At 45.1% G+C, this 18642-nt stretch carries 17 protein-coding genes; 11 read left to right on the top strand and 6 right to left on the bottom strand.

Annotation, left to right across the window (positions count from 1 at the left end; translation table 11 throughout):
- The first annotated feature begins 1 nt into the window (after position 1).
- The 8 genes from ACFPFU_RS06700 to ACFPFU_RS06665 all read left to right on the top strand — a co-directional run bounded on the left by ACFPFU_RS06700 (position 2) and on the right by ACFPFU_RS06665 (position 6878).
- Positions 2-988 (top strand): alpha-E domain-containing protein, encoded by a 987-nt coding sequence (locus tag ACFPFU_RS06700; RefSeq protein WP_377062766.1) that lies wholly within the window; start codon positions 2-4, stop codon positions 986-988.
- Positions 985-1725: a proteasome-type protease gene (locus tag ACFPFU_RS06695; RefSeq protein WP_377062764.1), complete on the top strand. Its 741-nt coding sequence runs from the start codon at positions 985-987 to the stop codon at positions 1723-1725. The genes ACFPFU_RS06700 and ACFPFU_RS06695 overlap by 4 nt, the downstream gene beginning before the upstream one ends.
- A gap of 35 nt (positions 1726-1760) precedes the next feature.
- Entirely contained in the window at positions 1761-2618 is an 858-nt protein-coding gene (locus ACFPFU_RS06690) for a transglutaminase family protein (RefSeq protein ID WP_377062762.1), read from the top strand.
- A gap of 72 nt (positions 2619-2690) precedes the next feature.
- Complete coding sequence (locus ACFPFU_RS06685; RefSeq protein WP_377062760.1) at positions 2691-3953, top strand: metallophosphoesterase; 1263 nt, start codon at positions 2691-2693, stop codon at positions 3951-3953.
- A 42-nt stretch (positions 3954-3995) separates the two neighbouring features.
- A complete protein-coding gene (locus ACFPFU_RS06680) occupies positions 3996-4727 on the top strand; it encodes an SIMPL domain-containing protein (RefSeq protein WP_377062758.1) in 732 nt (243 codons plus the stop codon).
- Positions 4728-4734: 7 nt separating this feature from the next.
- Complete coding sequence (locus ACFPFU_RS06675) at positions 4735-4899, top strand: DUF5522 domain-containing protein (RefSeq protein ID WP_377062756.1); 165 nt, start codon at positions 4735-4737, stop codon at positions 4897-4899.
- Positions 4896-5816: a ChaN family lipoprotein gene (locus tag ACFPFU_RS06670; protein WP_377062754.1), complete on the top strand. Its 921-nt coding sequence runs from the start codon at positions 4896-4898 to the stop codon at positions 5814-5816. Before ACFPFU_RS06675 ends, ACFPFU_RS06670 begins: the two co-directional genes overlap by 4 nt.
- Positions 5817-5927: 111 nt before the next feature.
- Positions 5928-6878, top strand: a complete 951-nt coding sequence (locus ACFPFU_RS06665; protein WP_377062752.1) for an NmrA/HSCARG family protein — start codon at positions 5928-5930, stop codon at positions 6876-6878.
- Positions 6879-6988: 110 nt separating this feature from the next.
- On the opposite strand, the gene ACFPFU_RS06660 is transcribed toward ACFPFU_RS06665, so the two are convergent.
- The gene (locus ACFPFU_RS06660) at positions 6989-8233 is read right to left on the bottom strand and encodes an MFS transporter (RefSeq protein WP_377062750.1); all 1245 of its coding nucleotides are present in this window, start codon (positions 8231-8233) and stop codon (positions 6989-6991) included.
- 267 nt (positions 8234-8500) lie between these two features.
- Between ACFPFU_RS06660 and ACFPFU_RS06655 the strand changes: the two genes are divergently transcribed.
- A complete protein-coding gene (locus tag ACFPFU_RS06655) occupies positions 8501-10228 on the top strand; it encodes a cellulase family glycosylhydrolase (RefSeq protein WP_377062748.1) in 1728 nt (575 codons plus the stop codon).
- A gap of 22 nt (positions 10229-10250) precedes the next feature.
- On the opposite strand, the gene ACFPFU_RS06650 is transcribed toward ACFPFU_RS06655, so the two are convergent.
- From ACFPFU_RS06650 to ACFPFU_RS06630, 5 genes are all read right to left on the bottom strand, one after another.
- A complete protein-coding gene (locus ACFPFU_RS06650; protein ID WP_377062746.1) occupies positions 10251-11375 on the bottom strand; it encodes a glycosyltransferase family 4 protein in 1125 nt (374 codons plus the stop codon).
- A gap of 42 nt (positions 11376-11417) precedes the next feature.
- Positions 11418-12395 carry a 2-hydroxyacid dehydrogenase gene (locus tag ACFPFU_RS06645; protein ID WP_377062744.1) on the bottom strand — a complete coding sequence of 326 codons (978 nt, stop codon included), beginning with the start codon at positions 12393-12395 and terminating at the stop codon, positions 11418-11420.
- A gap of 171 nt (positions 12396-12566) precedes the next feature.
- Entirely contained in the window at positions 12567-13331 is a 765-nt protein-coding gene (locus tag ACFPFU_RS06640) for a helical backbone metal receptor (protein ID WP_377062742.1), read from the bottom strand.
- Between the two features lie 58 nt (positions 13332-13389).
- A complete protein-coding gene (locus ACFPFU_RS06635) occupies positions 13390-14457 on the bottom strand; it encodes a M42 family metallopeptidase (RefSeq protein WP_377062740.1) in 1068 nt (355 codons plus the stop codon).
- A 172-nt stretch (positions 14458-14629) separates the two neighbouring features.
- Positions 14630-16201 (bottom strand): acyl-CoA carboxylase subunit beta, encoded by a 1572-nt coding sequence (locus tag ACFPFU_RS06630; RefSeq protein WP_377062738.1) that lies wholly within the window; start codon positions 16199-16201, stop codon positions 14630-14632.
- A gap of 254 nt (positions 16202-16455) precedes the next feature.
- Here ACFPFU_RS06630 and ACFPFU_RS06625 point away from each other — a divergent pair, with 254 nt between their 5' ends.
- Entirely contained in the window at positions 16456-17409 is a 954-nt protein-coding gene (locus tag ACFPFU_RS06625; RefSeq protein WP_377062736.1) for a Ppx/GppA phosphatase family protein, read from the top strand.
- 94 nt (positions 17410-17503) lie between these two features.
- Complete coding sequence (locus ACFPFU_RS06620; protein WP_377062734.1) at positions 17504-18574, top strand: Ldh family oxidoreductase; 1071 nt, start codon at positions 17504-17506, stop codon at positions 18572-18574.
- Positions 18575-18642: the final 68 nt, after the last annotated feature.

Here is an 18642-nt window from a genome sequence, read left to right as displayed (position 1 = left end):
AATGTTAAGCAGAGTTGCAAATTCCATCTATTGGCTAGGAAGATACCTTGAAAGGGCAGAAAATTACGCCAGGTTTATCGATGTCAATTTCAATTTGATGTTGGACCTGCCCAGTGATCTGAAAGAACAATGGGAGCCGCTCATTACAGCCACAGGGGACGGAGAGCTTTACCGCTCCAGACACCATGACCGGTTTGATGAAATGAAAGAAGTGATCCACTTTTTGGCGTTTGATCTGGAAAATCCGAATTCAATTATTTCATCCATAACGCATGCCCGCGAAAATGCCCGGATCATCCGGGAGAATCTCACCAAAGAAACATGGGAAAAACTCAATGAAACCTACCATTTTGTAAAAAGAGGAGCGGAAAAAAAAGAGTGGACCAAAACCGATCCCAGAGCATTTTTTGAAAGTGTCAAATGCCAGATCCTGCTGCTGTATGGGCTTGCAGACAATACGGTAGCCAGAACTGAAGGCTGGTATTTCAGACAGCTGGGGCAATTTCTGGAACGGGCTGACAAAACCTCTAGGATATTGGATGTAAAATATCATATCCTACTTCCTTCGCCACAGGAAATCGGCTCGCCTTTGGATTTTCTGCATTGGATGGCACTTCTAAAATCCGTAACCGGGTTTAATACCTACAGAAGACTCTATGGGAATATCGACCCTTCCATGGTAGTTGAATTTCTGGTCCTTAATAAATATTTTCCGAGGTCTGTGTTTTTCTGCCTCAAAGAAGCCGAACAATGCCTCTATAAAATCTCAGGATCCAACGGCTCCGGCTTTTCCAATTCCGCGGAAAAATCCATGGGCGAGTTAAGATCAAAGCTGGAGTTTGATGATATCAACGACGTGATTTCCGGTGGCTTGCATGAATACCTTGAAAAACTTCTCATTAAAATAAACCATATTTCGAATGAGATCAACAACAATTATTTCCAGATAAGGGATAACTTTGTAAGCCAAATAATGGAACAGGAATGACATTTTGTATAGGAATCAAAACGAAATTTGGTATCGTGGGGCTGGCTGACACAAGAATCACCTCTGGCAACGAAACGACCACTTCAAAAAAACTGTACACGGTAAACCGGAAAAACCATTCCTTTTTTATCATGACTTCAGGTTTAAGGTCTGTAAGGGATAAAGCCATCACTTATTTTGGTGAGGTAATTGAAAAGGAAGATGCCTCTTTTGATAAATTATATAAGGCTGTCAACGGTTTTGCAGACCAGGTTAAAAGGGTTGCCAGTGAGGACAAGGCTTCCCTCGAAGAATCCGGGCTTTCCTTCAACTTATCTTCCATTATTGGCGGCCAGTTAGAGGAAGACAAGGAACCAAAACTCTACCTGCTGTATCCTCAGGGCAACTGGATAGAAATCCGACAAGGCACCCCTTTTGTCATTATCGGAAATACAGGGTTTGGAAATCCTGTTTTACGCAGATCATTGAAGTATGACGAACCTTTGGATTTTGCTCTGAAAACTGCTTTTCTGGCTTTTGATGCCACACGGATCAGTTCTAATGATGTCGATTATCCGATAGATACGGTTATTTTGGAAAACAACTCTTATCATATCATTGAAAACCGGTTCGAACAACGTGAACTGAGCCATCTTTCTGAATTTTGGGATGAATGTCTGAAAGATGCCATCAACAGACTCCCTACAGATATTTTAAGAAAAGCATTTCGACAAGCAGAAATGGAAAGCAAAGAATAAAGGGTTGCTTTTTAGTTTGAAGAAACTACAAAAATATGCGGTTAAGAATCGAACATGAGACCAGATATCTATACAATAAAAATGTTGTTTTAAACCCGCATCACATTTTTTTGAAACCACTGCAACGGAATTATGTACATATTGAAAAATATCAAGTCAATTTCTCACCTGAGCCTGCAGGACTAAACGAAAGGTATGATGTGGAAGACAACCCTTACTGGCAGGCTTGGTTTACCGGTTTTACTGACCGGCTACTTATCCATGTTGATATTGAACTAACAACCTCTTCCTTCAACCCGTTTTTATTCTTGGTTGACCCTTGGTTTCTGGCGCATATTGACCGAAGTAACGCCCTCCCTTTCTGCTATCAGGCAGAAGATTCCCACTTGCTGAGGCCTTACCTTCATGCGGATGATGAATCTGCTTTGTCAGAATATGCCAGATCATTGTTGCAAAACCCCGACCCCATTACCTTTCTCAATACCCTCACGACAGCCATATACAGTGATTGGGAGCATATTATCCGGGAAGAGGAAAGCCTTTGGGAACCGGCAAGCACTTTCCTGAAGCAGCAAGGGTCATGCAGGGACCTTTCCTGGATGTTTATTCATATGTTGCGGAGCCTGGGATTGGCCGCAAGATTTGTAAGTGGTTATGCTTTTAACCCGGAATTGGAAGCCGGACATGAGCTGCATGCCTGGGTGGAAGTCTACCTTCCAGGAGCAGGCTGGACAGGCCTTGATCCCAATTTGGGTCTATTTACGGATGAACATTATATCCCCCTGGCCTCCAGCTACCATCCCTCCCGCACCTTACCCGTGCATGGATCTTATGGCGGCAAAGATTTGGAAAAAGCACAACTGACAACTCAGGTGGAAATAAGCAGACTTTAATCTCCGGTTTTTTCACATTTGAGAACCTTTTCCAAAATTTTGCGATTAAATAGCAGGTAGTATCGATAAACAATGAACAAATTGGGAACTTTTGTTTTTCTTCTTGTCTTATTTCTTCTTTTGCTGTTTTTAAACTGGTACGTATACCAAGGTGTGAAGACCCTTCTCGCGCAGCTCTCCAGTAACCAGCGTTGGTGGGCGGTTTTAGCCTATTGGCTGACCATGAGCGGCATCAGTATCTGGGTGATGCTTACATTTCTTACCATCATCAGGGAAGGCCGGATTTCCCCCGGTTCTCAACAGCGTCTCAACCTGTTTCTGACCGTCACCGTTACACAGTTAACGATCGTGCTGTTTTTATTAGGGGAGGACATTTTCAGAGGAATTGAAACGGTGTACAATTATTTCCACTCCTTCCACGCCAAGACTTCGGAAAATCTGTCCATGATCCCCGGCAGAAGGAAGTTTGTCAGCCAGGTAGCTCTGGGAATAGCAGCTATACCTTTTGCCGGTTTTGTATATGGGATTTTCAAAGGCAAATACCATTTTAGGGTCATCAGGGAAACGCTGTACTTTGAGGACTTGCCGGAGGCTTTCGATGGGTTTACGATCACCCAGCTATCGGATATTCATGCCGGAAGTTTTACGGACTTTGAGGCGGTGCAAAGAGGGATAGACTTGGCCAAAAATCAAAATGCTGACCTGTTTGTGTTTACTGGTGATTTAGTAAACCACAAGGCAGAGGAGGTAGATCCCTTCCTGGATAGATTATCTAAGATCCAAGCCAAGTTTGGTCAATTTTCCATCCTCGGAAACCACGACTATGGCGATTACATTTCATGGCCAAACAAAGAAGCCAAGGAGGCCAATTTCAATAAATTAAAACAACAGCACCAACGCCTGGGATATCAGTTACTGCTGGATGAAAGTACAGTCGTCGAAAAAGACGGCCAAAAAATCCGTTTGATAGGCGTGGAGAACTGGGGTGTGGGCTTCCATGCCAAAGGTGATCTGGAAAAAGCCCTACAAGGAGTGGAAAATGATGAATTCAAAATCCTGCTTTCCCACGATCCTTCCCATTGGGATGAAAAGGTCAAAAAACATCCCAAAAAAATACACTTAACACTGAGCGGGCATACCCATGGCATGCAATTCGGGATCGAGACACCGGTAATAAAATGGAGCCCCGCCCAATACCGTTATCCCAACTGGGCAGGCCTGGCCAAAGAAGCCGGCAGGTACTTATATGTAAACAGAGGTTTCGGCTTTCACGCCTTTTCCGGAAGAGTAGGAATCTGGCCGGAAATAACCGTGTTGACTTTAAGAAAAGCGTAAATTTCGTGAATTTTATATCGAACTATCCCTTATAACCATTTTATGAAACAACACCTCCCATCCATCGTGTTTTCAGTGGCAATTATTTTAGCCTCCCTTATCCTCGGCAATGCTTATTGGAAAAGAAGCCGCACCGAACAAAAGATCTCGGTCACGGGACTCGGGGAAACAGATTTTGTTTCGGATCTGATCGTGTGGGAAGGCTTTTTTGAGAAACAGGCCTATACACTAAAAGAAGCTTACGAAGGTTTAGAGAGCGATAGAAAGGCAGCCACCGCCTACCTTCAATCCAAGGGCATCGACCCCGGAGAAGTAGTGTTCAACGCGGTACAAACAAGACAAAACACCAGATCCGAATATACAGCCGATGGCCGTTATATGGGAGAAACATTTCTTGGATACACGCTTAGCCAAACCATTCAAATAGAATCCAATGAAGTGAAAAAAGTGGAAAAGATGGCCAGGGAAATCACGGAGCTGCTGAACAAAGAAATCCAGTTTTATTCCCAGCCTCCACGATATTATTATACCCAGTTGGCTGATTTGAAAATAGAATTGATATCCAAGGCCACAGAGGATGCCAGGCTAAGGGCCGAAAAAATCGCGGAAAACTCAGGTACCAAACTGGGATCATTGCTAAATGCCAACCTGGGCATATTCCAGATCACCGGCCAAAATTCAGGCGAGGATTATTCCTGGGGAGGGACCTTCAACACGTCATCCAAAGCGAAAACCGCTTCGATCACCATAAAACTGGATTATCAGGTAAAATAGCTTTTAAATGCCCAAAAACAAATCTTTCCCAGACCCCAAACACTTGAAAGAAGGCGTACATTACTACTTCGAAGGGCCTTATATGGTATTCACAGCAGCCTATCATTTGATGCGAGGTACCTGCTGCGGCAGTGGGTGTAGACATTGCCCCTTTCCGAAAAATAAAAAATGACCGTTTTGAAAGAAAACATCCCCTCGGCCTGTTCGAAACAAAGCCGGGGTTTTCTCCCCCTGTTTAGTTTTTGGATGGTATTTTTTTTGACGGTCCACTATCATACCGCTGCGCAAAACAAAAGCACTCCACCTTATAAAGTTTATAACCCGGATACTGAAAAAGAGACTGCCCTCCAGGAGATCGTTGACCGGATGGACGGTATTTCTATTTTGTTCTTTGGCGAAGAACACGACAATACAACGGGTCATTACATTCAGGATACCCTGTACAAGATGCTTTTGGAAAAATACCCACAGGTGACCCTGAGTATGGAAATGTTTGAAAGAGACGTCCAACTTGTGCTGGATGAATACTTAACTGGCATCATCACGGAAGCCAAACTGATAGAAGAGGCCCGGGCATGGAATAATTACAAAGAAAGTTATTCTCCTATGGTTAACCGTGCCAAGGACCATCAGCAACCGGTCATCGCCGCCAATGCCCCTGGGAGGTATGTGAACCTGGTCAACCGTGAGGGCCCGGAAGCACTTCACTCATTAAGCAAGCATGCCAAAAAATATGTCAATTTTATCAATTTGGACATCGACGATACTGCCTATAAGAAAAAATTTTCTGATGCCATGGGAGAACACGCCCACCACATGGGGCCGAATATGTTTTATGCCCAATTGCTCCGGGATGAAACCATGGCAGAAAGCCTGTATAATAACTGGAGAAGTGACCGAAAGGATAAAATTTTTCATATTACAGGAAGGTTTCACAGTGACGAAAGACTTGGTACAGTACACCGGCTTCTGAATCAAAAAAAACCACCCAAACTGCTCACCATCAGTTGTTTTTCAGCAGAAGATTTTGATGATCCAGATTGGGGAAAGTACAAAAGTCTGGCAGATTATATCATCATCACACCCTGACCGATTTTATGGGTAACGAAAAAACATTTTTTCCGTTATAAGTCTATTAAGCAGTTGTTTGTATCTGCTTTTTTGTAATTTAAACACTTAACCCAACTAACCATCAAACCCATGTCAAATAAAAAAATTATTGTCATTTTCGGTGCTACAGGTTCACAGGGAGGAGGTTTGGCTAAAGCTATGCTTGATGACCCCCGCAGTGAATTTGAGGTCCGGGCTGTAACAAGGGACCCGCAATCGGAAAAATCGCGTGAATTGGCACAAAAAGGTGCGGAGATTGTAAAGGCGGATGTCGATGATATCAATAGTATTAAAAAAGCATTGGAAGGTGCATATGGTGCTTACTTTGTCACTTTCTATTGGGAGCATTTTTCTCCTGAGAAAGAATTGGGCCATATAAAAAATATGGCGGAAGCCGCCAGTGAAACCGGAATAAGACATGCCATCTGGTCAACCCTTGAAGACAGCAGGAAATGGATTCCCCTTGACGATGACCGGATGCCTACTTTACAGGACAAGTACAAAGTTCCCCATTTTGATGTCAAGGGCGAGGGAGACCAGTTTTTTACCAACTTAAAAGTACCGACGACATTTCTGAGAACCACTTTCTATTGGGACAACTTTATCTATTTTGGCAGTGGTCCCCAAAAAGGCCCAGATGGAAACCTGTACCTCACCTTTCCAATAGACGACAAGAAGCTCTGTGGGATCGCTGCGGAAGATATAGGCAAATGTGCCTATGGGATTTTTAAGCAAGGGAATGCATTGATAGGCAAAACAATAGGTATTGCCGGGGAAGCACTTACCGGGGAAGAGATGGCTGCCGCCATGTCCAAGATCTTGGGAAAAGAAATTCATTTTAACAATGTATCTCCGGCTACCTTTAGAAGCTTTAATTTCCCCGGGGCCGATGATTTGGGCAACATGTTCCAGTTTTACCGGGATTTTGATGATTGGTTTATAAAATCCCGCGATCTGGCGTTTGCAAAACAACTCAATCCTGATCTTTTGTCATTCGAAGACTGGCTAAAAAAATACGGTAAACTAATTCCTTTGGATTGAAGGATACCAATGAGGTTTCACAAGATACTGTACGGTTTTCCAGAGTTAGGCAGAATAAAGGGCAGTTGGTTTCAACTGCCCTTTACTATTTAAAACATTTTTACAATTTATTAAACAGGTTCCGCCGGAACGTGCTTGGTTGTGGTTACATTCTTCTGCCAAAAGAAGAAGACCACAAACAAAACAATCAGGATACCGGGAAACATCACCATTTTGGCCAAAGTATCTTGACCTGCGGCCAGTTCCAAAGTATCTCCGGAGAGGCCGGCCGCCATGTTTTCTTCCGTCGCCACATCAATCCATCTTCCGATCACGGGTTGGAAAATGGCGGTGGAGAACATACCGATACCTCCGATAATGGACATGCCCAAAGCGCCGCTAAGGGGAACACGCTGAGCGGTTGCACCCACCATGACCGGCCAGAAATAGCAAACGCCCATGGCAAAAATGATAGCCGCCAGGTAGGCAACCGGACCTGTCACCACACTGAACAAATAAATACCGATTGAAGCAAAGATGGCGCCGGATAATAAAACACCTGTTTGTCCCAATGCCTTTACAATAGGACCGGCAAAGAACCGGCCAACGGCCATCACACCGGTGGTCAAGGCCAAAATCAACATGGCATCAGCACCGCTTCTGCTCAATACGATATTCACCCACTGTTGGGGACCAAATTCAGTAATCGCGGTAAGGGCCATGCAGCAAAACAAGAAAATAAAGACCGGGCTGACCATTGCTTTGAAGTTTTCCTTGAGGGAAGTCACCCCTTCCACTTTTGGTTTCGGGAACGCCTTGCCATAAAACAGGACGGCATAAATGATGGTTGGAATCATCAGAATCCACATTTGTGTCTGCCAGCTGGCCAAAAATCCTCCCGCGTCTGTCATAAATTTGGAAATCAACGCTCCTAAAAGTATCCCTCCAGGGAACCACATATGGAACCTGTTGAGCATCTTGTTCATTTTTACACCGGAGTACATGTCCGCAATCATAGGGTTACAGGCGGCTTCGGTACAGCCGTTACCAAATCCTATAAAAAGTGTGGAGATTAACAGCATGGCGTATCCGCCGGCATAAATTGTAAGAACGATTCCCAAAGTATGGGCCACGAACGCCACTCTCATGATATTGGCAGGACCAAAAGAATGGTAAACCAATCCTCCCAGTATCATGGAAATGGGAAATCCTAAAAACCACATGGAGTTGATGAATCCCAGCTGTTCACCGCTCAGGCCAAATTCCTGGCCGAGTTGCGGCAAAATACCAGCCCTAATCGCAAAGGTGAAGGCGGTGGTAATCAGAGCAAAACAGCTCCCGTTAAAAAGAGCGCTCTTGTTAATGTTTTCGTTCATTGAAATTGGGTTTAGATGTTTGTAAATATTTTTCTCATTTGATTAAGCAAATCATTCGGACAATATAAAAAAAATTGCGTTTACCTTTTGGCTTTTTATTGGAATTATGCCCGATATTTTGATTAACGTGCAAAAAACAGGGCCGAAACAGACGGTCAAACCCCCATAAATCAGGCATTTGCCAAAATAACGCCTTGAGTCTGGCAATTCCCCTTTCATGTCCCAGACAGGAAAACCTTATTTTCTTTTTATTTATTAAATTCCCCTATGAAAAAGTTGGTCCTTTTTTTCCTTTTCCTTTCCCAGGCTTTGATGGGGCAAACCGTCAGCGTCGCGGAAATCAATCAAAAATTGGGAAAAGGGATAAACATGGGTAATATGTTTGAGGCCCCTTCGGAAGAGGAATGGGGGAATCCCTTTCGGGAGGATTACTTTGCCATGATAGCAGACCTTGGTTTTGACCATGTGCGCATACCGATCAGGTGGGATACCCCCGTCCGGACCCAGATGACGCCGCCTTATACGATACATCCTGATTTTCTGCAGCGGATACAAGAGGTGGTGGCCCTGGCCCTGGCAGAAGGCCTGATGGTCATTATCAACATGCACCACCACGATGAACTGTTTCAGCAGCCCAATGCTCATAAAGACCGGTTTTTGGCCCAATGGGAGCAAATTTCCGATTACTTTAAGGAATATCCGGAAACCTTGCTTTTTGAGGTGATGAATGAACCCCACGGTCAACTCACGCCTGACTCATGGAATGTGTTTTTTGCGGATGCGTTGGCTGAAATCCGGAAAACAAATCCCACGCGCGCGGTTTTGATGGGCACAGCTGATTTCGGAGGGATCGGTGGGATTTTTTATCTGGACCCGCCTGAAGACGATCATATTATCGTTACAGTCCATTATTACAATCCTTTTCCTTTTACCCATCAGGGCGCCGAGTGGGTGGGTGAGCAGTCCCAGGCCTGGCTAGGGACACGCTGGTATGACTTGGAATATGAAAGGAAAACCGTGATGCAAGAAATGGAGGCGGTGGTCAATTTCTCGAACGAACGAAATATTCCCATTCACATGGGGGAATTTGGGGCCTATAGCCAGGCCGACATGGAGTCCAGAAGACTGTGGACCGGTTTTGTGGCACGGTACTTTGAGTCATTGGGATTCAGCTGGGCCTATTGGGAATGGTGTGCTGGATTTGGCATCTATGATCCAGAGTCCGACAGTTACCGGGAGCCACTGGTGGAGGCATTGTTACATGCCTCATTGGGAGAGCCAAGAGAGGCCTATCCTCAGATCATCTATGAAAGCAATTTTAGTGGTTCAAATGATGGATGGAGCCTTTTTCTCCAACAAGGAACACAAGCCACACTTTCGCGGGAGGATGGCGGCCTGAAATTGGAAATCAGCCAACCTGGCCACGAAAACTGGTATGTGCAATTGGCCAGGGGAGACTTTTCCTTGGAAATGGGGAAAATTTACAGGGCCTCTTTTGTAGCTCGCTCAGAAGAACCGCTACCCGTTACCCATTATTTGGGAAAGGCCTCCTCGCCGTTCAACGCCTATACAGGTTATCGGGATTTTGTCATCCAACCTGAAGAAAGGGAATATGCCTATGTTTTCAATATGAACGATGCCGATGACCCGGCCGCGAGAATGGTGTTGGATTTGGGAAGTAAAGCCACCAACATTCGGCTCGACTCCTTTAAACTTGAGCAATTGAATTTTTTAATAGCCTCTATTCCTGAATTAACCGATAAGCAAACTGTAAAGACATATCCCAATCCGGTAGAAAGATGGCTTTATTTGGAGGTACCTATGACCAATGTCCAAGCTGACGTCATTGCCCTTTCTGGAAAGCAGATGGACAGTTTTGTCATTTCGGATACCCACTCAGCCATCGATCTGGGAAATCTGCCCACAGGGGTGTATGTGTTGCGCCTGGTAAAGGGCAACCGGTGGCAAACACACCTTCGGCTGATAAAGAAGTGAGGGTTATGATCGGTTTGGGAAATCAAACTTCGCCTTCCCTGGCCAATACGCTTTTGAAAATCTTTTCCATCTCGTCAGCAAAACGGTCGATATTGACTTTGTTTAGGTGGAGATTTTTGGCATTGGTCCCCATCTGCTCCCTTTCCTCTTCCATGGCAATCAGTTCCTTCAATTTGACTTTCCATCCTTCCACGTCATTTTTTCTAACCCAAACGCCGATGTTTTCTCTTTCAATATCAATATCGATATACGGATGATAGGTCATGATCACAGGTTTTCCGACAGCTATCGCATCCAGCAAAACGGTCAAGCCATAGGTATGTCCTTTATTTTTGATGCTCTCATATAAAGGTATAATGATAAAGCTGGCCCTTTTATAAGCTTCAAGTAACTGGGTATAGGGAACCCATGAAGTGTCAATGGAAATATTTGATGGAATATCTGTATACTGAGGAATAGTTGTCGGTGTGCAGAAAACCTTGAGGTCGTAGTTCAAATCCCTAAATGCATCAAAAAGCATGTTATAGTCCCTGTCCATGGTCCCTGCACAAACCGCAAAAGGCTTCTCCCCTTCCGGTGCAGCTGGTTTTATTTTTTTATAAAATTCGCTGTCAGGCCCCCAGTGAATATGAAAAAACTTCCTTTTGTACTCCTCCTCTGACCATCCGAATTCACCTTTCAGCCTTTCCATCAACGCTTTGCTGAAAAAGGCAAAAGCATCGAACTGAGCCATCCTTTTAAGCGATATTTTCTTGAACAGGCTATCCTCTTTTAAACCATATAGACTATTCTGATGAACCAATATGACAATGGGGATCCGGATCAGCTTGGCCCATTTTAACAGGGTAATTAACCGGCTGTTTGCAAAGGGATAAGGAAGGTACAATATATCATATTTTCTGAGTTTAAAAAGTGCCCTGACCTGCTGGTCCAAAAGCTGGATTTTAAACACCCTCCCCAATTTATTGAGCCATGAAAACTTCTGGTGTTGATGGATGTCGATTATAAAATCCCCTTTTTTCTCCAGCTCCACTTTACCCATCAGATAATGGGAGGGGTTGATACCTTTCTTCCAGTTATCGTGTATTTTTTCGAAAGAATAAGAATTCATCAACAGCACTCTTATGGGACTGGTGTTAGGTTCCATATACAGGTATTGGGTTAATCAAACAATTTTTCTGAAATCCTTTTATTTCCCATACACCTCCGGGTTGACTGGGTAAGGCAACCTCTCCCCCCTCAGTCCGGCGAGGATATTCTCTACCGCACATCGGGTCATCTCGTCCCGGGTCTCCTTAGTGGCAGATCCAATATGGGGAAAAACCACCGCGTTCTCCATTTCAAGCAGAGGGTTATCGGCTTTCATGGGCTCAGGATTGGTGACATCCAATCCAACTCCCCATATCAGCTTTTCATCCAGCGCACGAATAAGCTCATCTTCTTTATGGATCCCTCCACGGGCGGTATTGATAAAGATGGAGGAGGGCTTCATCTTTTTGAACTCCTCGTATCCGAACATTCCTTTGGTTTCAGCCGTCAAAGCGGTGTGGACCGATACCACGTCACTTTGGGCAAGCAGGTCATCCATCGAAACTTTTACCGCCCCGAATTCTTTTTCCGCCTCTTCATTGCGCCTTCTGTTATGGTACAGGATTTTCATGTTCCAGGAGACGGTACACATTCTCGCCAACTCCGCGCCTATTCTACCCAATCCTACTATTCCCAACGTTTTTCCGGCCAGGTCGAATCCCAAATCCTGGGTGGGCTGACTGATTCCCCATCCTCCTTTTTTGATTTTGTTGTGGAGAAAAAGAGCTTTTCTCGCCACGGTGAGCATCAGGAGCAAAGCCGTCTCTGCCGTCGCCTTGTTCAAAACGTGGGGAGTATTCCCGATAGGAATGCCATATTCTGTCGCCCCCTGAATGTCAATACCATCAAATCCAACCGAATGCAAGGCCACCGCTTTCAGGTGGCTGCACTGCCTAAAAAAGTCAGCATCCATCCCAGGCTGGCCCGCACTGAGGAATGCGTCGTGGCCTTTGCAGAAATGGATAGCCTGCTCCCTGTCCAAAACAGGTTTTTCCTTCCAAACGGTATATTCCACGCCGGCTTCTTCCAACATGCGATAACCGATGTCCGGTATAATTTTATTGATAAAAACTTTCATGTGTTTATAATTGTTTTTTTAACGGCCACATAGCCTGCCCCGAACTTGTTTCGGGAAATCTCGCATGATTCCCCCCCCGATAGCTATCGGGGCTATCGGGGCATCCCTCTGTGTGACGCTTGCGTCATGTTCGATTTCATATCCAGATTTAAAATAAAGTGCCTAAGATAGTTATTTTACAAGTGTTTGAAAATAGGAAAAAGCTTTCAGTATCCTACTGCCAAACCAGGAAAACATTTCCCCGTCCACCATCAAAACTCTGGTTTCTGGAAGCAACTTCTGAAAATAAGTACGGTGTTTTTCAGCAAAAGGAAAGGGTTCAGAACTAAGCAACAGGTATTCGGGGTGAAGGAAAACCAAATCCCTTTCTGAAATTTCCGGATAACGGTTTTCTGAGATAAGGTTTTTGTAGCCTGCGCGTTGCATCATTTCGTTGACAAAGGTGTCCCTCCCTACAGTCATAAGCGGATCCTTCCAGATCAAATAGACAGCGGTCCCTTTAAAGGGCAACTCCCTTTTCATGCAATCCCGTACCTTTGCCGTTACTTCACCGGCCTCTGCATCCCTACCCGTCACCTCTCCAATACCTTCAATCATCTCCAAAGCCTCTTCCAGACTTTTAACATCCGATACCCAAACCGGAAAATCCTTCTCCAATGCTTCTATACCTTCCAGATAATTTTCCTCTTTGTTACCAATAATAAGGTCAGGTTTCAATTCCCTGATGCGGTCAAAATGGAAATTCTTTGTGCCCCCTATGATGACCTTAGCCTTTCTGATAGGAGCCGGATGCACACAGAATTTGGTTACCCCTACCAACGCCTCCTCCAACCCAAGGTCAACCAGCAGCTCTGTCAAAGAGGGTACCAATGAGACAATCCGTTTGGGTGTAGCCGGTAAATGAACAGGGCGTTGAAGCTGGTCAATATAAATCATAGGGCTTATGATGGAAGGTTCAATGCAAACGGAAAGTTAAAGGAACAAACCGGTGCTTTCACTTTACATACCTGAAGTCAAAGTCTTTGTCAAAATCCTCCAAAAACCCTTTCATCAAAGAAATTACATTTTCTATATCTTTTTTGCTGGCAGTTTCAACTGTAGTATGCATATATTTTAAAGGTAATGAAATCAAAGCGGACGGCACGCCACCATTGGAATAAGCAAAAGCATCTGTGTCTGTACCTGTGCTTCTGGACGAAGCGGACCTTTGAAAAGGAATGTCCCTCTTTTGGGCAGAGGCAATAACCAGATCGAGGAGTTTTTTATGCACCGCAGCCCCACAGGTCAGTACCGGGCCGTTGCCGGCGGTATAATCACCACTGGTGATTTTGTTGTACATGGGAGCGGTGGTATCATGACATACATCTGTGATCAGGGCCACATTGGGTTTGATATTGGCGGCGATCATCTCGGCTCCTCTCAATCCTATTTCTTCCTGGACCGCATTCACGATATAAAGCCCGAAAGGCAAACCGGCGTTTTCCTCCTTAATCTTTCTGGCCACTTCCGCTATCATATATCCGCCTATGCGGTTGTCCAAGGCCCTTCCAGAATAAAACTTGCCGTTTAAATCGGTAAGCTCGTCCTTAAAAGTCACCACACAGCCCACATGGATCCCCATTTTTTCCACTTCCTCCTTAGAGCGGGCTCCTACATCAATAAAGATATTTTCGACTTTAGGGGGTTCCTCCTTGGATTTGTCCCGCACATGGATGGCAGGCCAGCCAAACACACCGTTGATGATTTTATCGTCTGTGTGGATATTCACCCGCATGGAAGGGGCTATCATATGATCCGAGCCTCCATTGCGGATCACATAGATATAGCCCTCAGGTGTGATATAATTGACAAACCAGCTGATTTCATCTGCATGTGCTTCGATCACTACTTTGAAGTCAGCCTTGGGATTGATCACGCCAACCGCGGTCCCATAGGCATCTGTAAAATAGTCATCTACAAAGGGCTTGATATAGTCAAGCCATATCTGCTGTCCGGAAGCTTCAAAGCCCGTAGGCGATGCATTGTTAAGGTATTGGTAAAGGAATTTCTCGTTTTGTTGCATTTTATAAGGGTTAATGATAAATGTTCCATCGCTCCACGCTGTTGTTTATTGGGATTTCGGGTAGCAACCTAAGAGCAAATGTAGTTTACCAAGATTAAAACTTTAACAGGTCTCATCAAATTATGGCCAGATTATTTGAAAAAGATGCTCTCTTTCTGGGCTTAGATTTTCGCTATAAAGGCATATTTCCATGTTTCTTTCGGGGCAGCTTATCCACTTTGTTTTCCAACATGTCAAAGCCTCTGATCAGTTTTTCCCTGGTCTCATGGGGCATGATGACTTCATCTATAAAGCCCCGCTCAGCAGCGGTATAGGGATTTGCAAATTGCTCGCTATAATCTGCCACTTTCTCCTCCAACTTGGCTTCAGGGTTATCGGAGGCAGCAATTTCTTTTTTGAATATGATTTCAGCGGCCCCTTTTGGCCCCATCACGGCGATCTCGGCACTGGGCCAGGCAAAATTAAGATCCGCCCCTATATGTTTCGAGTTCATCACGTCATAGGCGCCTCCATAGGCTTTCCTCGTGATCACGGTGATGCGTGGCACGGTGGCTTCGGAAAAGGCATAAAGCAATTTGGCTCCGTTGGTAATGATGCCGTTCCATTCCTGATCCGTGCCTGGCAGAAACCCCGGCACATCCACCAGTACCAGCAGGGGAATGTTAAAACAATCGCAGAACCGCACAAATCTGGCGGCTTTGGTGGAGGAATTTATGTCCAACACCCCTGCCAATGATGCCGGCTGGTTTCCAACTATGCCGACAGACTTTCCCGCCAATCGGGCAAAGCCCACCACGATGTTTTCGGCAAAATCCTGGTGCACTTCTAAGAAGCTGTGGGTATCGGTAATTTCCTCTATTACTTCCCGCATGTCATACGGCTGGTTAGGATGAGATGGAATAATGTTATCCAAACCCGGCCGTTTTTCATCCCTAACCTCATATTCTACCAGGGGAGGACCCTCCTCACAGTTCTGAGGTATGTAACTCAACAGTTTTTTGATACGGTCTAAACAATCCACTTCATTCCCACAGGCAAAGTGGGCCACGCCGCTCTTGCTGCTGTGAGCAGTTGCTCCTCCAAGATCCTCGGCACTTACATTTTCATGGGTGACGGTCTTGACCACATTGGGACCGGTAACGAACATATAGGACGTTTTCTTCACCATAAAAATAAAGTCGGTGATGGCAGGGGAATAAACCGCCCCACCCGCGCAGGGACCCATCACCGCCGATATCTGAGGAATTACACCTGAAGCCAGGGTATTTCTGTAAAATATATCGGCATATCCTCCGAGCGAATTTACCCCTTCCTGTATCCGGGCTCCGCCTGAATCATTCAGCCCTATCACCGGTGCGCCATTTTTCATGGCCATATCCATGATTTTACAGATTTTCTCGGCGTGGGTTTCAGAAAGAGAACCGCCAAATACGGTGAAATCCTGGGAAAACACGTAAACCAACCGTCCTCCAATGGCTCCATAACCCGTCACCACCCCATCTCCGGGGTATTTCTCCTTATCAATACCAAATTGCTTGCTTCTATGCACCACGAACCGGTCCAATTCCTGAAAAGAACCCTCATCCAGTAACAGCGAAAGCCTTTCCCTGGCCGTAAGTTTCCCTTTTTTATGCTGGGAGGCAATACGCTGTTCTCCTCCTCCTTTTAATGCTTCCGCGTTCTTCTTTCTGAGTTCCTCAATTTTTTCCTGGGATTTATCCAGCGTATTATGTGGTTCTTGCATGGTGGTTTATTTGGCTTTAACCAAAGATAGGAACGAGTTTCTTATCAGAAAAGAAGGAAGCGCATTATATAAGAGATCATTCAATTTTCAGGAGAAAAACAGGGCTAAAATGGAAAATATCAGGCTTGTTGAGAACAAACTTAGTTGGTTATCCCCCTGTAATTGAAATTATTTTTATGAATATATAAATATTTAAAGGTTTTCATTTTAAATAAACTTTATATATTCGCAAAACCATAAAAAAAGCCGGTAGAATGAAAAAAAAGGCAGCAGTAATAGACATGGGCACCAATACTTTTCATCTGTTATTGGTACAAATGGGTGATAATCAGTTTGAAATCCTCTATAAGGAGAAAATCGCTGTAAGGATTGGAGAAGGGGGTATCAACCAAAATGTCCTGTTGCCGAATGCCCAGAAACGGGCCTTACATACCTTAACCCATTTTCAAAATCTGATCAAAGGGGAAAAAATCGACCAGGTTTTCACTTTTGCTACCAGTGCAGTGAGGAATGCAAAAAACGCCAACGACTTCACTGATAAAATTCTCCAACTAACCGGCTTCAAGGTCAACATCATAGATGGTGAAAGGGAAGCGGAATTGATATATAAAGGAATCCGCCTAAGCAGTAGCCTCGACCAAAACACCTCATTGATGATGGACATCGGCGGCGGCTCAGTGGAATTTATTATAGGGAATGAGGAAACCATTTTCTGGAAAAAAAGTTTCGAAATCGGGGGGCAGCGCATGTTGGATAGGTTTCATTACCATGACCCCATTTTGGAAGAAGAAGTGGATAAACTATACAGTTATCTGGAAAGCGAACTTACCTCCCTTTTTAACGCCATAAAAAAATATTCTCCGACCCGGTTGATAGGTGCTTCAGGCACTTTTGATACGCTTACGGATATGTACCTTGCTTCACTCCAGCTGGAAAGATCGCGCGACATCCAAAGTCATTTCCTTCCTATTCAAAACTTTCAATCCATTGCCGATAAACTGATCCGGTTGAACAAGCAGGAAAGATTAAAAATCCCTGGAATGATCCCCATGCGGGTAGACATGATTGTGGTGGCATCCTGTCTGATTCAGTATATACTAAAATATGTCGAAACGCCCACATTGATTTGCTCCACTTATTCTTTGAAAGAAGGTGTGATTGCCGAACTGATGGAAAAAGTGGTATCCGGGGTAAATATCTCTGTTTGACCATACCTTATTTTTTGAACATTTAATCCTGTTTCTTGCGTTTCTTTTTTGCAATTTTGCGGCATTATGATTTTTAATGCCAAAACTTACTCAAATGAATTTCCCTCTTGAGCACTTAGAAAATTTTACCAAAAACATATTGCTGAAAATCGGCTGCCCGGAAAACGATGCAGAAGTGGCCACAAAAGTATTGCTTTCGGCTGACCTTCGGGGCGTGGACTCTCACGGCGTGGCCCGGCTATCCGGTTATGTACGCCTGTGGGAAGCAAAGCGGATCAACCCCACCCCCAGCATCCGGATCGTCCATGAAAGCCCCAGCACGGCGGTAGTGGACGGAGACGGTGGCTTGGGCCTTGTGGTGGCCCCCCACGCCATGAACGTGGCGATCACCAAAGCCAAAACAGCGGGAACCGGCTGGGTTTCTGTAAAAAACAGCAACCATTACGGTATTGCAGGCATCCATGCCATGCAGGCCCTTCAGCATGATATGGTAGGCATCTCCCTGACCAATGCGAGCCCCCTGGTCAGCCCCACTTTTTCAAAAGAACGTTTATTGGGAACCAACCCCATTGCAGTAGCCATTCCGGCTGATAAAGAGCCGCCGTTCGTTCTGGACATGGCAACCACCACCGCAGCTAACGGCAAATTGGAGATCCTGCAAAGAAAGGGAATGGAAGCTCCGTTAGGCTGGATACAGGATAAGGACGGACAACCCACAAACAACCCGTATGGCGTAAAGGAAGGCGGCGCTTTGTTGCCCTTGGGAGGTGACCGCGAGCACGGGTCTCATAAAGGTTATGGCTTAGGAGCCATAGTGGATATATTTTCGGCGGTATTCTCAGGTGCTAACTATGGTCCCTGGGTCCCTCCTTTTGTGGCATTTCTGGAACCGGACCCCAATCCGGTAGGAGAAGGTCTGGGACATTTCTTCGGAGCCATGAGAATGGATGCATTTCGACCGGCAGATGAATTCAAGTCGCATATGGATAACTGGATAAGAAGATTCCGCTCTGCCCAGCCAGTTCCCGGGCAGGATAAGGTGCTTATTCCAGGTGACCCCGAACGCGAACTTGAATCGGAAAGAAAGTTAAACGGCATTCCAATACTGGCCCCGGTGGTAGAGGACCTTAAAGCGCTGGGGAAAAAACTCGGGGTCAGCTGGTAATTCTTCAAACCCCGATTGCAATTTCAAATATTTCAACTAAATTACATACCAAACCCCTCATTATCAGA

It is taken from the genome of Negadavirga shengliensis (assembly GCF_042652345.1).
Classification (GTDB): domain Bacteria; phylum Bacteroidota; class Bacteroidia; order Cytophagales; family Cyclobacteriaceae; genus Negadavirga; species Negadavirga shengliensis.
The sequence above is the reverse complement of the archived record's forward strand: the minus strand, read 5'-3'. Positions and strand labels throughout refer to the sequence as shown.